Here is a 13,682-nt window from a genome sequence, read left to right as displayed (position 1 = left end):
CGCCACACTTCGAATAGTCACAAGGTAAAGAGCCGCGCCGCAGCGCTTCGGGCCGTGAACCAGCCCTGGCAAGCCTGCTGGAGCAGTGAACCTGAGCATCCAACGCTGTTGAGAGCAGACGATACGCTCCATTCCGTCGAAAGCACGTCGCCACGCCAGCAGTACCGCCCCGCGGACACCGCGCGCCGTTGCGTCTGGATCTCCGTTCCGTCCCCTATCAGCAGATTCGCGGACACCTTTGCTGCCTGATTCGTCGTTGCGGCAGCCGCGAGAGGGCGCTCTTTTGAAGAGTTTCGTAGCAGCAGAATTGCAGGAAGTGCACGAATGACCACAGAGCAGAACCCGTCCCCGGCCTTTGAGCCGCAGGGAGCCATGCCGGTGCCTCCATCGAACGCACCGCAAGCCCAGAACCAGCCCGGCCAAGCGCCGGCAGGACAGGGGCATCGCCGTCGGCGGCGTCGCCGCAACAAGGGCGGCCAGGCCAGTAAAGGCCAGGGCGCTCCGGCCGCGGCCAGCGGGCAGCCCGCCCCGAATGGCCAGCCCGCCTCCAACGGTCAGCCCGTGCAGAACAGCCAGCCGCCGGCCCAGCACGCTGCCCCGCAGCACAATGGGCAGGGGCAAGGCCAGGGGCAAAATCAGGGGCAATCGAACAAGAGCAACAACAATAAAGGCGGCAAACGCTTCTTCCCGAAGAGCCCCGGCAACCAGGGCGGCTACAGTGGAGGCGGTGGCGGTGGTTTCCGTCCGCAGCCCGGCAACGGGAATGGCAGCAACGGCGGCGTTCGCCGCAAAGCCAAGGGCGGCGGTGGCCGTCGCCAGCAGGTATTCGTCGGGCCGATGGACCACAGCTATCGTGGCGGCGCCAATGGGAACGTGGCCGACTCTTCGAACCATCAGCAGCAGAACGGCGAGTTTCGCGGCATGCCGCACAGCGGCTTCTACTCCGAAGCGGACTACTACCAGCCGGTCGCGGTGCGCGAGGATGCGCCCACCCGGATTTACTGCTTCATCGAGGATCTGTTCATCCTCGCGAAGATCCAGGAGTACACGAAGAAGCTGGGCATCAAGGTCGCGATCCTGAAGCCGGAGAAGGACGTCATCACGCGGCTGACCGAGACCGCGGAGGAAGATCGTCCGGCGCTGATCCTGTTCGACCTGAACAATGTGGGCGCGAAGCCGCTGACCCTGATCCCGAAGATCAAGACCAAGCTGAAGCGGGGCACGTCGATCATTGGCTTCGTCTCGCAGATCCAGGGGGACCTGAAGGCCAAGGCGATCGAAGCTGGTTGCGATACGGTGATGCCGCGCGCCACCTTCTCGCAGAACCTGCCCAACCTGCTGCGCCGCTATGGCAGCGTGGAAGAAGAGCAGGACGAGATGCAGCCTGCCCAGGCCTAAGCAGCCAGAGCCGTTTGCAACATCGAAGGCCCGCCTTGTGCGGGCCTTCTTCTTTTTTGCCGTGCCTCGCTAGCCGGGAGGCCACTTCAACGAGCGGCCACCGAGCAGATGCAGATGCACGTGCTGCACGGTCTGGCCGCCGTCCGCGCCGGTGTTGATGACGGTGCGATAGCCATCGAGTCTGCGCTCCTCGGCCAGGCTCTTTGCGACGGCGTGCAGGTGGCCGATCAACTGCTCGTCCCCCGGCGACATGTGCGCCAGGGACACGATGTGTTTGCGTGGAATCAGCAGCACGTGCACCGGCGCCTGCGGCTCGAGATCGGCAAAGGCGACGGCATGGTCGTCCTCATACAGCCGCTTGGCTGGAATCTCGCCCGCGGCAATTTTGCAGAACACACAATCCATGCCGCTCAGAGTACCCGATCCGTCAGCGCGGAAAAAAGCGCGGGGAATGCCCAGGGCTCCACGGGTTGTAGTCGCGCGCGAATGCAGCGCGATCGGGGATCGGCGGATGGCTGTAGGTCCAGAACACGAGCGCGCGATTGGGGTCGGGCACATCGAGCGACTCCTCACCGAGTGTCTGAAAGCTGTGCATGGCGGTGGCCTGCGGGTCGGCGACGATGCCGTGCACGACCTCCTGCCCGTAGACGTCCGCGCGATGTTCGATGCGCCGGCTGATGGCGTTCGCGATCGGCTCGCTGACGAAGTTGAAGATGGCGAACACGAGCATCAGCACGACCACGGCGCTCCAATCCGTGATGCTCGTGATGTGCCACGCTGCGCTGTAGCGATGGATCAGCCATTCGACGACATAGGACGCCAGCCAGAGCGCGAGCAGCAGGCCGAGCGCGCCGTAGATGAGCCCGTGCGTGACGTCACCGAGCACGTAGTGGCCAAGCTCGTGGCCGAAGATGAACAGCACTTCATCGGGCGTGGACTTCTGCAGCGATGTATCCCAGACGACGACGCGCTTTGATCCGCCGAAGCCGGTCACATATGCATTCAGGCCGGTGACCTTCTCGCTTGCCTTCATCAGGAACATTCGGTCGGACGGGATGTGCTCACCGCTGCGCGCGACGACCTGCTCGAGGCGCGCCACCAGCTCGGGGCTGGAGCGCGAGAGCGGCTCGAAGTGATTGAACAGCGGATCGATGACGAGCGGCTCCGCGTAGATGGCGGCGAGCATGAGCGGGAGCGAGAGCAGCCAGAACCACAGCCACCAGCGGCGGCGCGCATGGCGCACGATGGCGAACAACAGCGAGAGCACCAGCGTCATGACGGCGAGGTTGAGGAGCAGACCCTTGGTCCAGTCCCACCACCAGGCGGGCCAGCGCTCGACAGAGAGCCCGTAGGCGAGGCCGAGGTGATGGCCGAAGAGCGCGAGTGGCAGGTCGAGCACGCGCAGAAGAAGAAAGAGCAGCGGGAGAAAGATGAGCCCCTGCACCCATGCGCGATGCGTGACTCGCGCTGCGAGGCGACCAAGACCTGCGGCCCAGCCGAGGCCAAGGATCAGCAGCAGCGACGCGAACTCCCACACGGTGCCACCGGCCCAGAGCCAGCGGCTCTGGCGCTCGAGTGCTTCGGCCTTCGCGAGCTTGGCGGGTGGCAGTGAGTACGCGGGCGGGCGCGACGCCTGCATGGCGGTCGAGGAGTCGGCCGTAGCAGCGAACACAGGACCAGCAACGAATGCGGGACGACCGGCGAGGACGGCGGGGAGAGCCAACGCGAGTGCCAGAGCGAGTGTCAGCCAGCGCATGCTTGTTTGTAGCAAATGCGTATTCGCAAATCCGTCTCTTACGCTCGCGTTCGGGGGGCAACGTGAAGGGCCCCGCCGCTGGGACGGGGCCTTGGTGGACGGCTTACGCCGCAGGCGGAGCGGGCGCTAGCTCTTGCCCTTGTGCTGCTCCTGGTAGGTCGTGGTGTGGTGGTGGATCTCACCGTCGGGACCGCGATACTCGCGCTCCTTCAGATCCGAGCTCTCACTGCTGCTGCCACCGCTGCGGCTGCCGGAGCTCTTTGCCTCGTGCGATGCGGAGTGGCTGTGCTCGCTGGTTGAGGACTTGCCACTGGAGGACTTGCCGCCACCGCTGGTGGTGGGGGCCTCGTTGTGCGGAAACGGCTCTTCGCTGCTCTTGTGCTTGTGCTGCCCGGTCCCTTCGTGTTGTGTCGCCATGTTTCCCTCCTTGCCAGATACGATGGAGGCCGACATGGGGTTCGTTGCCGTCAGGAAGGGTCGCGCGCAATTCGTAATTGATAGGGTGACAAGTTCGTTGCAGCATCATTCGGGCAGAGCAAAGATGTGCTGAACGAAGATCGGCGAGGCGTGGAACTCAGTCGAGGCGGACGAGGTAGGCTTCGCCTTCCTTCGGCTTGAGGTCGTGCTCGATCTCGACGGCGCGCGTTTTGTCATCGCGGAGGGGGCGGATGCGCACCCAGTGGCCGGTGGGGCCGGTGAACTCGATGACGTTGGCGGTCTCGTACTTGCGGCTGAGGTGATCGCGCAGCTTCTCGGCTTCGGAGCCGTCCTTGAATGCGCCGATCTGCACACACCAGCGGCCGCCGGTGTCGATGGGTGACGGCACAGCGAAGACTTCGATGCGCACGGTTTCCGTGCCCGGGAGGTAGACGCCGAGCGCCTTCGCGGAGGCGAGCGACAAGTCGAGCACGCGCCCGGGCACGAAGGGGCCACGGTCGGTGACGTGCAGCACTGCCTGCTGCCCGGTCTTCACGTTGGTGACACGGATCAGCGAGTTGAGCGGGAGGGTGCGATGCGCGGCGGTCATCGCGTCCTGATCGAAGATCTGGCCGTTGGCGCCGCGGCGTTTGTTGTAGGGCGGTCCGTACCAGCTCGCGAGGCCGGTCTCGCTCCACACGGGCGAGTGGCTCGCGACAAATGCTAGATCCGCGGCCGAGGTGACGCCAGGGTTGGTGGTGGTCGGCACGAGGGGAGCCGTGCCGGTGGTGGGCGGTGGTGCAGGGTAGGACGCGGAGCCGGGCGCTGGCAGCAGGATCGGCGGCGGCGGCGCACCGGCGGTCACCGGCTGATGATGGCAGCCGGCGATGGCCAGAACACCGAGAGCGAGCAGCGCCGCCGAAGTTTTATGCACTCTGTGAATCCCGGGGAGCGTCTTCGACGGTCTGCGGGTGCTGTTGTTTTTCTAGGTAGTCCGCGAGGCGGCTCAGCTGTTCGGAGGCCGCGCGCAGGGCCGAGGACGAGTTCTGCCGTGCCTGGGGCACTACCTGATCGTTGAGGTAGGCGATGACGCGCTTGACCTCGTCTTCGATCCGCGGCCCCACGTTTCCCACCCTGGCATCGACCTTGCGGCCGAAGTTCTCAAAGGTGGTTTTGCCGGATTGGGATGTCGGTTCGCTCATACTGCATCTCCTGCTTCCTAGTCTCCGCGTGGGCGAGTGCGGTGGTCAATGACTCCCGCTTGCGGATGTGCCCGCGCGGTAAATGCGCGCATGCCTTGGCGCTGTGGACGAAGCATGCATCTGAGCCAACGACTATCCGGACCCGGCGAGGCGCATTCCGGATCGGGATCGCCCGGTCCAGAACGGTGGGCTGGCGGCTCCGATTGGAAGTGAACCTGCTGATTCGGCGCTTTCGTCGAGACAATCCGCGCTACTATCGCCCACGGGACGGTGCATCGCGTGCCCGTCTCCGAAGCGGCAGCAGATGTTCCGCGCGGGGCCGAGCGCCTGGGTCACGAGTGACACGGGGCCGCCCGACGCCAAAGCCATGCTTGCGGGAATTGTGTAACGAGTGCGCGACCTGATCAGCCATTCAGACGTCCTTCACGGAAGGAAACCGCCCGCCCGCATGCCCTGCCGCCATCGACGCTCCTGGTTCGCCCTGCTGGCGCTTGCGCCGCTGTGGATGGGGCTGACGGTGCATGCGCAGTCCGCCCTGACCGCAACGATGCACAGCGCCAGCCCGGCGGCGATGGCGGCGAGTGCGGCCTCTGCGCCAGCGCATAGCGATCCCGAGGATGCGCTGCCCGATGCTCCCGAGCCGCAGCGCACTGCGCCGGAGATCGATATCACGCTCGACCCCGGGCCTGCGGGGCTGGCCGGATCGCCGCAGGTGCAGAAGCCAACCACGCCGGGATTTCCGCCGGTGAGCCCCACGCCGCGGTCGCTGCCACAGAGGCGGCTGCAGTCGCTGGGCATTCCCGCACACCCCGCCGCGTGCCTCGACAACCTGTGCAGCCTGGAACCGCGGAATCTGTGCTGCGTGACCAACGTCGACTACTTCCAGCGCTTTCTGGATGCGGTCCCGCACCCGCTCTCGGCGCGGCAGAAGGGCTACCTGGCGCTGCGCAATTTCAGCGATCCCTACAACCTGGCGACGGTCAGCTTTCTGTCGGGCATTACGGTTGCGTCGGACCCGCACTCGCCGTATGGCCCGGGGCTGGGCGGCTACTTCCGCAACTTCGGAGTGGCGTACTGCGAGACGGCGATCGGCGAATTCTTCGGCACGTTCCTGATCCCGGCGGTCACGCACCAGGACCCGCACTACCACCGCACGCCGAACGCGTCGTTCGGGCGGCGCATCGTGCACGCCACGTCGCAGGTGGTCTGGTCGCAGAGCGACACGGGCAGCGGCATGCTGAACTACTCCAACCTGATCACGACAGGGGTGCAAATCGGCCTGGGGAATGTTTACGTGCCTGGGCGCAGGGTGAGCTTCGAAGCCTCAACGACGCGGTATGTGACGGCGATCGCGACGGCGCCGATCGGGAATTATGTCTCTGAGTTCCTGCCGGACGTGGCCCGGCGCATCAACTTCCGGATCGTGCTGCTGCAGCGCATCATCGACCAGGTGCAGCGGGCAAACGGCGGCAGCTAACCCGCTGTTTTCGTGGCGCATGGTTGTTAGTGGCGGAAGCGGCGGCATCTGAGTGGAGCGATGATGCATTCTTCGCGGCTGGTCGCAGAACGAACAGGCTCGCCGGGCCCGGCGCTCCTTGTGCGGGGCGCCGCGGGCCTGCTCTCCGCAGTGCCGTTGCTGGTGTCGCTGCTCTGGCTGGGCGGCATGTTCCGGCGCACCTACGGACCGACGCATTACTTCCTCAACTATCAGCACGGGTTTGTGAAGCGGGGCTTGCTGGGTGAGCTCCTCGCACACGTTGGCTTTCTCAGCCTGCACACGATCTTCGCGATCGAGATGGCGATCTTCGCGACGGTGCTGGTCGCGACCTACGGCGCGTTCCGCCGGTTCTTCTTCGGCACGCTGGAACAGCGCGCGCTGGCAGCGCTGCTCTTCTCCGCGCCCGCGCTGCTGCCGCACTTCGCGTATCTCTCGGGCGATCTGGACAGCGTGCTGTATGTGCTGATGGTGCTTGCAGTGTGGTCGCTGGTGGAACTGCCGGCGGTGGCCGGCTTTGTGCTGTCGCTGGTGCTCAGCATCGCGGCGCTGCTGGTGCATGAGGCCAATCTGCTGCTGTTCTACCCAGCCATCGCTGTGCTGCTGCTGGACCGGGTGCGCAGCAAACGGCTCGCGCTGCCGCTTGCCGTGATGCATGTCGTGCTGGTGGGACTGGCGTTCGTGGCTATCGTGCACTTCGGCAAGTGGACTGCCCCGCACCCGGAGTACCTGGCCGCCGCGCAGCAGCGCACCGACATGCCGCTAGAGGGCACGGTGTTCCTGGTGCTCTCAAGCACGCTCACACAGCAGTTGCATTTTGTGCGTGCGCTCTACACCACGCGGCTGCTCAGCGCGATCGTGCTCACCTGCCTGCTGTCGCTGCCCTACTTTGCGATGCTGGGCTGGCTCTTGGAGCGGTCACTGCGCGACCGTGACTATGCGCCGCGGCTGCGCTGGGCGGTGATGGCCCTGCTGTGTGCGCCGTTGCTGCTGCTGCCGCTGGGGCACGATGCGATGCGCTGGATCGCGGGGATTGCCGTGAACGCAACGCTGGTCGTGCTCGCGCTTGAGAGCACGGGCGCTGCGCGGCAGAGCCGGACCTACTCCGACGAGAACGTGACGAGATGGAGTTGGACCGGGAGTCCGCTCTATCCCGCCATGCTGGGCTACGTGATCGCGCTGGGAGCGTACGGCATTGCGAGCTGCCGGCTGGCGACCAACCTGGGTAACCTGCTCAGCGGGCACCCATAGCCGCGCTCGCGCGAAGCGTTAGACCAACCGTGCTCCACAATCGACGTGAATCGTCTCACCCGTGATCGCTCCGTTCTGCATCAGCAGCAGTACGGCCTGGGCGACTTCGTCTGCGGTCGCGAGACGAGGGACGAGGTGTTTCTTTGTGACCTCAGCGAGCGCCTGTGATCCGCTATCCGGGAAGATGTCGTTCCACATCGGCGTGTCTGTATAGCCCGGGGAGATGGCGTTGAAGCGAATGGGGGCAAGCTCCAGAGCGAGGACGCGCGCCAGTTGTTCCGTCGCCATCGTCGCGACGCCCGACACCCAGGCTCCACTGACGGGGCGGTCGGACGAGAGGCCACCAGTAAAGGTGAACGAACCGCCGGGGCGCATGCGACTATGCGCTGCGCGAACGACTTCGATCGAACCCCAGAGGCGTTCGTCGAACTTCTGGCGAAAGTCCTGCAGCGGGTCGTCAAGCGGACCGCCGATCTTCGTGCTGCCAGCCGCGATGTAGACATGATCGACAGCCGGGAGTTCTGAGAAGAGCTCTTGGATCGCTGCCCTGTCGTTGATGTCCGCGACGCGGATGTCTAGACCGCTGACAGCCTGTTGCGCGGCTTCAAGCTTCGCTTTGGTTCGTGAGACGGCCAGGACTCGAGCACCGAGAGCTCTCGCTGCCTTCGCGACGGCGAGCCCAATCCCTTCGGAACCGCCAATGACTACAACCTGCTGTTCTGTCATCAAGAGAGACGTCCTTCCCTGAAATTGGGATCGGGCTGGGTAGGCGTACCTGCACCTGCGGCAGCCCATTGCTTCTGATCGACTGGTCCGTTCTGTGACACGTTGCTTCCCGTGAGCAGTTGATAGGAGCGCAGGCGCGCCTCGTGATCGTGCACGATGGTGACCGCGATCAGCTCATCGAGATCGAGCGCCTTCGCGACGGAGGCAAGCTGCTCACGCACGCGTTCCGGCGTGCCGTAGATGTAGCGCGGCCACTCGCCTTCTTCCATCGGCACCGGGCCCTGGCGCTCCAGCTCACGAATCGCGATCTCAGGCCGTGGCACGGGGCGGCGATCACCTGCGCGGATGCGCCGCATCAGCAGTTGCGGGCTGGCCATGAGGAAGCGCGCTTCTTCGTCTGTCTCGGCGCAGAGCACGCCGATGGCGATGCTGGTGTAGGGGCGCGCTGCGTGCCCGCTCTCGCGGAACGATTCGCGGTAGTGCTCCATCGCGCGCCGCGTCGCGATGGGGCTGAAGAAGTGCGCGAACGCGTAGGGCAGCCCATACTGCGCGGCAGCTTCGGCGCTCCACAGACTCGACCCGAGCAGCCAGACCTCAGGGCCGCCCGGCATGGCCGGCGAGACGGTGAGCTGCGAAAACGGATGCTCGCGGGGGAAGCCCTGGTCGAGGAACGACAGCAGCTCCGTGAGTTGCTCCGGGAAGTCGTCCGTGGGCCGCTGGGTGCGATCGCGCCGCAGGGCATGCGCTTCGAGCGGGCCACCGCCGGGCGCGCGACCGATGCCAAGATCCACCCGGCCGGGATAGAGCGCGTGCAGTGTGCGAAAAACCTCCGCCACTTTAAACGGGCTGTAGTGCGGCAGCATGATGCCCCCGGAGCCGAGGCGGATGCGCGACGTCTCTGCACCGATGCGCGCCAGCAGCACCTCCGGCGCGGTGCATGCCAGCAGGTCCATGGCGTGGTGCTCAGACATCCAGAAGCGGTGGTAGCCGAGCCGCTCGACGTGACGCGCCAGCTCAATCGAGTTCCGGATCGCGTCCGCCGGTGTGCTGCCCTCCGGGACCGGCGATTGATCCAGAACGGAGAGCCGCACCTGCCTGCTGCCCGTGTCGATCACGGCTTCCGAGGTGAAATCCGCATGCATGATTGTTCGATGATTCTCGGACGACGAAGGACTCCCGGGAGTTGCAATCGTTCCCCCGCTACACTGGTCGGTCGATGCCTGGTCCGCTCAACTCGCTGGTTCCGCATGTTCCATTTCCGCTGCGGAGCGACAGCTACAAGCTGACGCACTGGCGGCAGTACCCGCCCGGCACCAGCGAGATCTACAGCTACCTGGAGTCGCGCGGCGGCCGCTTTCCGGCGACGACGTTCTTTGGATTGCAGCCCTATCTGCGCAGCTATCTCGCTGGTGCAGTCGTGACGGCGGCAGATGTGGACGAGGCCGACCGGCTGGCCGCGGCACACTTCGGCAGTCGCGGCATCTTCAATCGCGAGGGCTGGATGCACATCGTCGAGCGCCACGGAGGCCGGCTGCCGGTCGAGATCCGCGCCGTGCCCGAAGGCATGCTGGTGCCCACGCATAATGTGCTGATGACGATCCGCAACACGGACCCGGCGTGCTGCTGGCTGACGAACTTTCTGGAGACGCTGCTGCTGAAGGTCTGGTATCCCGTGACCGTGGCGAGCCTGTCGGGTGCGATTCTGCAGGTGCTCCGGAGCGCGCTCGGGCGCAGCGGCGACGAGCCTGCGGCAGCGCACAGGATGCTGCACGACTTCGGCTATCGCGGCGTGTCGTCGGAAGAGTCGGCCGCAATCGGCGGCGCGGCACACCTGGTCCATTTCCGCACTTCGGACACGCTGATCGCGAATGTGCTGCTGCGTGCGCACTACCGAGGGGACGCGACCGAGGACTGGATGCCATCGACATCGGTGGTTGCCACCGAGCACAGCACGATGACGGCGTGGGGGCGCGCGCATGAGATTGACGCGTACCGCAATGTGCTCGAGCAGTACCCGGACGGCATTGTGTCGATCGTGGTCGATAGCTTCGACGTGTTCCGCGCGGCGGGAGAGATGTTTGGGCGCACGCTGCGCGACGTGGTGCTCGCGCGCGATGGGCTGCTGGTGCTGCGGCCGGACTCAGGCGATCCGGTGGAGGTGCTGCTGCGGTTGCTGCCGCTGCTGGCGGAGCGGTTCGGCAGCACGCAAAACCAGAGCGGTTACAAGTTGCTGCACCCCAAGGTGCGCCTGCTGTGGGGTGATGGCGTAGGGCTCGAGTCGATCGAGCGCATTCTCGATGCCCTACTCGCCGAGCACTGGTCCGCGGCAAACCTGATCTTCGGCATGGGTGGTGCGCTGCTGCAGCGTGTGCATCGGGACACGCAGCGCTTTGCCTTCAAGTGCTCTGCCGCGATTGTGGATGGAGAGTTGCGCGATGTCTTCAAGGATCCGGTGACGGACGCCGGCAAAGAGTCCAAGCGGGGCAAGCTTGCGCTGATCCGGACTGAACGTGGACTCGAGACGGTGCATTGTCCGGGGAACGGCGAGATGGCCGGCGATTTACTGCAGCCAGTGTTCCGCGATGGTGAGGTGCTGCGGCACCAGAGCCTGGCGGATGTGCGCAGGCGAGCAAGCGAGGCTGCAGGCTAGCACCTTGTTGCAGTGATCAAAAGTGCTCCCAGCCCTTCACCGCGAGTGCTGCTTGCGTTCCATCGCTCTGGACGATCGTGATGGCCGGCTTCGAGCGCGAGGTGCGCAGCATGCGTCCGATGCGATTCACGGGAACACCGGCGATGCGGCGCGGGATCACTGCCGGCTCGGGTGCGGTGAAAAGCACTTCGTAGTCATCGCCGCCGTGGAGTGCGTCGTCGAGCGTGGCGCCGGTCGCGACTGGCAGCAATGACTGTTCTACTTCGGCGCGCAATCCGGATTCGGTGCAGAGGTGTTCGAGGTCGACGGAGAGTCCGTCGCTGATGTCGATTGCCGCGGTTGCGAGCCGTCGCCGGACCAGCGCCTGCCCGACCGCGAGACGCGGCTGCGGGAAGAAGTGCGGATGCTCGAGCGGCGCGTTGGCGACGTTGCGGAAGTGGCGCGGTGACGCGGTGAGCGCGCGCAGCTCCGCGGCGGCTCCGCCCAAGGTTCCGGTGCAGTAGAGCAGATCGCCCGGGCGTGCGCCGGAGCGCAGCAGTGCGCGGCCACGCTCGACGCTGCCAAGCACCACGATGTCCGCCGAGGCTTGAAGCGGCGACTGTGCCAGGTCGCCGCCCGCGAGCGGCACGGCGCACTCATCGGCGAGCGAGAGCAGGCCGTCGTAGAAGCGGTCGACCCAGCTCTTCGCCGCACCGCGGTGCTGCGTCATGTCCTTCGGCACGGCGAGCGAGAGAAAGGCTGCGAGCGGGCGCGCGCCCATGGCGGCGACATCGCTGAGGCCGCGGGCGAGGCACTTGCGCCCGACTGCCTCGGGCGGATGCCACGCGCGACGGAAATGTACGTCTTCGAGTGACAGATCGGTGGTGACCACCAGTTCGTCATCGGGCCGAAGGGCGAGCACGGCCGCGTCGTCGCCGATGCCGACGCGCACTGCGCCGGACGCGCGGCTGCGCGTCCGGATGGCTTCGAGGATGGCCCGCTCGCGTGCTCCCATTTGGCTAACCCGTCTCCACTAGCAGCCTGTGCGGCCATTGAAACACTCGCCAGCACGATAGCCCCGAAACATAGCGCGAGATCTGGCAGACAAAAAAAGGGGCAGGCCTGAGCCCGCCCCGTCTGTTACCTCGTGGATGGATCTACTTCTCGGGCCGACGATCGCCCGCGCCCACCTCGGCGAGGTCGGGCTCGTGCTGTGCGACGGAGAGCTTCTCCCGCACGCCGTCGAGCGCCTTCTCGACGGCTGCACCGTAGTCCTTGTGCGCCTTGTAGAAGTGCGGCAACTGGCGAAGCTGGATCTCGCGGGAGGTCTGGCCCAGGCCGCCGGCGATGTTCTCGACCAGGCGCTCGCGTTCGTCCGGCTTCAGCATGTTCCAGAACGCTGTCACCTGCGCGTAGTCGTCCTGGTTCTTGTCATGGCGATGGTTGTAGCGGGCCGCCGGCTCGCCGCTCAGGCTCTCCGGCCGGTCCATGTACTGCGGGTTCTCCTTCGGGCCGCCAAAGGAGTTCGGCTCGTAGTTCGGGGCCGAGCCACCGTTGTCGTCGAAGCGCATCGCGCCATCGCGGTTGTAGGTGTGCACAGGGCAGCGCGGACGGTTGACCGGCAGCGCTTCATAGTTCACACCGATGCGGTAGCGGTGCGCATCCGGGTAGGAGACGAGGCGCGCCTGCAGCATCTTGTCGGGCGAGTAGCCCATGCCCGGCACGATGTTGACGGGGTTGTAGGCCGACTGCTCAATCTCGGCAAAGTAGTTCACGGGGTTGCGATTCAGCTCCATCACACCGACATCAATCAGCGGATAGTCCCCGTGCGGCCAGACCTTGGTCAGGTCGAACGGATTGAAGTGGAAGTTGTCCACCTCGCTCTCCGGCATGACCTGGATCTTCACATTCCACTTGGGGAAGTTGCCCTTTTCGATGGAGTGGAAGAGGTCGCGCTGCGAGTAGTCGGGATCGGAGCCGGCCAGGCGCTCCGCTTCGGCGGCGCTGAGGGTCTTGTTGCCCTGGGCGGTCTTGAAGTGCCACTTGACGAAGAAGAGTTCATTCTTCGCGTTGATCAGCGAGAAGGTGTGGCTGGAGTAGCCGTTCATGTGGCGGTAGCCATCCGGCGTGCCGCGGTCGCTGAACAGGAAGGAGACCTGGTGGAGCGACTCGGGCGAGAGCGACCAGAAGTCCCACATCATGGTGGGGGACTTGAGATTGCTCTGCGGGCAGCGCTTCTGGGTGTGGATGAAGTCGCCGAACTTGAGCGGGTCACGGATGAAGAAGATCGGCGTGTTGTTGCCGACCATGTCCCAGTTGCCCTCTTCGGTATAGAACTTGACCGCGAAGCCGCGGGGGTCGCGCGCGGTGTCGGCGGAACCCTTCTCGCCGCCGACGGTCGAGAAGCGGGCGATCAGCTCACACTGGTTGCCGACCTTCGAGAATAGCTTGGCCGAGGTGTACTTGGTGATGTCGTGCGTGACCGTGAAGGTGCCGTAGGCGCCCGAGCCCTTGGCATGGACGACGCGCTCGGGAACGCGCTCCCGGTTGAAGTGCGCCATCTTCTCGAAGAGAAGATAGTCCTGCAGGAGCAGGGGGCCGCGCGCGCCGGCGGAAACAGAGTTCTGGTTGTCCCCCACCGGACGGCCGCTGCTTGTGGTCATGGTGGGTGTGTTCAGATCGACGTCTTCATGTATGCCGCTAGGGCTGACATGGCCGTTCTGGTGCGTGCCGTTTGTGCTCTCTGCCATAAAGCTCCTCTGGTCCAACCGAACCTAACGAGAAGAATAATTATTATTCTTCTGGGTA

13 protein-coding genes are annotated in these 13,682 nt (G+C 65.3%); 4 read left to right on the top strand and 9 right to left on the bottom strand.

Going from position 1 to position 13,682, the window contains the following annotated elements; translation table 11 throughout:
* The first annotated feature begins 324 nt into the window (after positions 1-324).
* Positions 325-1,398 (top strand): response regulator, encoded by a 1,074-nt coding sequence (locus AC5IJH_RS09040; RefSeq protein ID WP_491902489.1) that lies wholly within the window; start codon positions 325-327, stop codon positions 1,396-1,398.
* A 69-nt stretch (positions 1,399-1,467) separates the two neighbouring features.
* On the opposite strand, the gene AC5IJH_RS09035 is transcribed toward AC5IJH_RS09040, so the two are convergent.
* The 5 genes from AC5IJH_RS09035 to AC5IJH_RS09015 all read right to left on the bottom strand — a co-directional run bounded on the left by AC5IJH_RS09035 (position 1,468) and on the right by AC5IJH_RS09015 (position 4,773).
* Positions 1,468-1,803: a histidine triad nucleotide-binding protein gene (locus tag AC5IJH_RS09035; protein WP_491902488.1), complete on the bottom strand. Its 336-nt coding sequence runs from the start codon at positions 1,801-1,803 to the stop codon at positions 1,468-1,470.
* 22 nt (positions 1,804-1,825) lie between these two features.
* Positions 1,826-3,154, bottom strand: a complete 1,329-nt coding sequence (locus AC5IJH_RS09030) for a M48 family metalloprotease (protein ID WP_491902487.1) — start codon at positions 3,152-3,154, stop codon at positions 1,826-1,828.
* 126 nt (positions 3,155-3,280) lie between these two features.
* Positions 3,281-3,571 carry a hypothetical protein gene (locus AC5IJH_RS09025; RefSeq protein WP_491902486.1) on the bottom strand — a complete coding sequence of 97 codons (291 nt, stop codon included), beginning with the start codon at positions 3,569-3,571 and terminating at the stop codon, positions 3,281-3,283.
* Positions 3,572-3,728: 157 nt separating this feature from the next.
* Positions 3,729-4,505 carry a septal ring lytic transglycosylase RlpA family protein gene (locus tag AC5IJH_RS09020; protein ID WP_491902485.1) on the bottom strand — a complete coding sequence of 259 codons (777 nt, stop codon included), beginning with the start codon at positions 4,503-4,505 and terminating at the stop codon, positions 3,729-3,731.
* Positions 4,498-4,773: a hypothetical protein gene (locus tag AC5IJH_RS09015; protein ID WP_491902484.1), complete on the bottom strand. Its 276-nt coding sequence runs from the start codon at positions 4,771-4,773 to the stop codon at positions 4,498-4,500. The genes AC5IJH_RS09020 and AC5IJH_RS09015 overlap by 8 nt, the downstream gene beginning before the upstream one ends.
* A gap of 448 nt (positions 4,774-5,221) precedes the next feature.
* On the opposite strand from AC5IJH_RS09015, the gene AC5IJH_RS09010 reads away from it, so the two are divergent.
* On the top strand, positions 5,222-6,250 hold the full coding sequence (locus tag AC5IJH_RS09010) for a hypothetical protein (protein ID WP_491902483.1): 1,029 nt from the start codon (positions 5,222-5,224) through the stop codon (positions 6,248-6,250).
* A gap of 60 nt (positions 6,251-6,310) precedes the next feature.
* Complete coding sequence (locus AC5IJH_RS09005; RefSeq protein WP_491902482.1) at positions 6,311-7,519, top strand: hypothetical protein; 1,209 nt, start codon at positions 6,311-6,313, stop codon at positions 7,517-7,519.
* 18 nt (positions 7,520-7,537) lie between these two features.
* On the opposite strand, the gene AC5IJH_RS09000 is transcribed toward AC5IJH_RS09005, so the two are convergent.
* Positions 7,538-8,245, bottom strand: coding sequence for an SDR family oxidoreductase (locus tag AC5IJH_RS09000; protein WP_491902481.1), 708 nt, complete (start codon positions 8,243-8,245; stop codon positions 7,538-7,540).
* The gene (locus AC5IJH_RS08995; protein WP_491902480.1) at positions 8,245-9,387 is read right to left on the bottom strand and encodes an LLM class flavin-dependent oxidoreductase; all 1,143 of its coding nucleotides are present in this window, start codon (positions 9,385-9,387) and stop codon (positions 8,245-8,247) included. The genes AC5IJH_RS09000 and AC5IJH_RS08995 overlap by 1 nt, the downstream gene beginning before the upstream one ends.
* Before the next feature lie 74 nt (positions 9,388-9,461).
* Between AC5IJH_RS08995 and AC5IJH_RS08990 the strand changes: the two genes are divergently transcribed.
* Positions 9,462-10,895 carry a nicotinate phosphoribosyltransferase gene (locus AC5IJH_RS08990; RefSeq protein WP_491902479.1) on the top strand — a complete coding sequence of 478 codons (1,434 nt, stop codon included), beginning with the start codon at positions 9,462-9,464 and terminating at the stop codon, positions 10,893-10,895.
* 16 nt (positions 10,896-10,911) lie between these two features.
* On the opposite strand, the gene thiL is transcribed toward AC5IJH_RS08990, so the two are convergent.
* Positions 10,912-11,889 carry a thiamine-phosphate kinase gene (gene thiL, locus AC5IJH_RS08985; protein ID WP_491902478.1) on the bottom strand — a complete coding sequence of 326 codons (978 nt, stop codon included), beginning with the start codon at positions 11,887-11,889 and terminating at the stop codon, positions 10,912-10,914.
* A 142-nt stretch (positions 11,890-12,031) separates the two neighbouring features.
* Positions 12,032-13,537 carry a catalase gene (locus tag AC5IJH_RS08980; protein ID WP_491902526.1) on the bottom strand — a complete coding sequence of 502 codons (1,506 nt, stop codon included), beginning with the start codon at positions 13,535-13,537 and terminating at the stop codon, positions 12,032-12,034.
* Between the last annotated feature and the right edge of the window lie 145 nt (positions 13,538-13,682).

The organism is Candidatus Dedyshia acidiphila, from assembly GCF_051025295.1.
Lineage (GTDB): Bacteria > Acidobacteriota > Terriglobia > Terriglobales > Acidobacteriaceae > KBS-83.
This window is presented reverse-complemented; position numbering and strand designations above follow the sequence as displayed.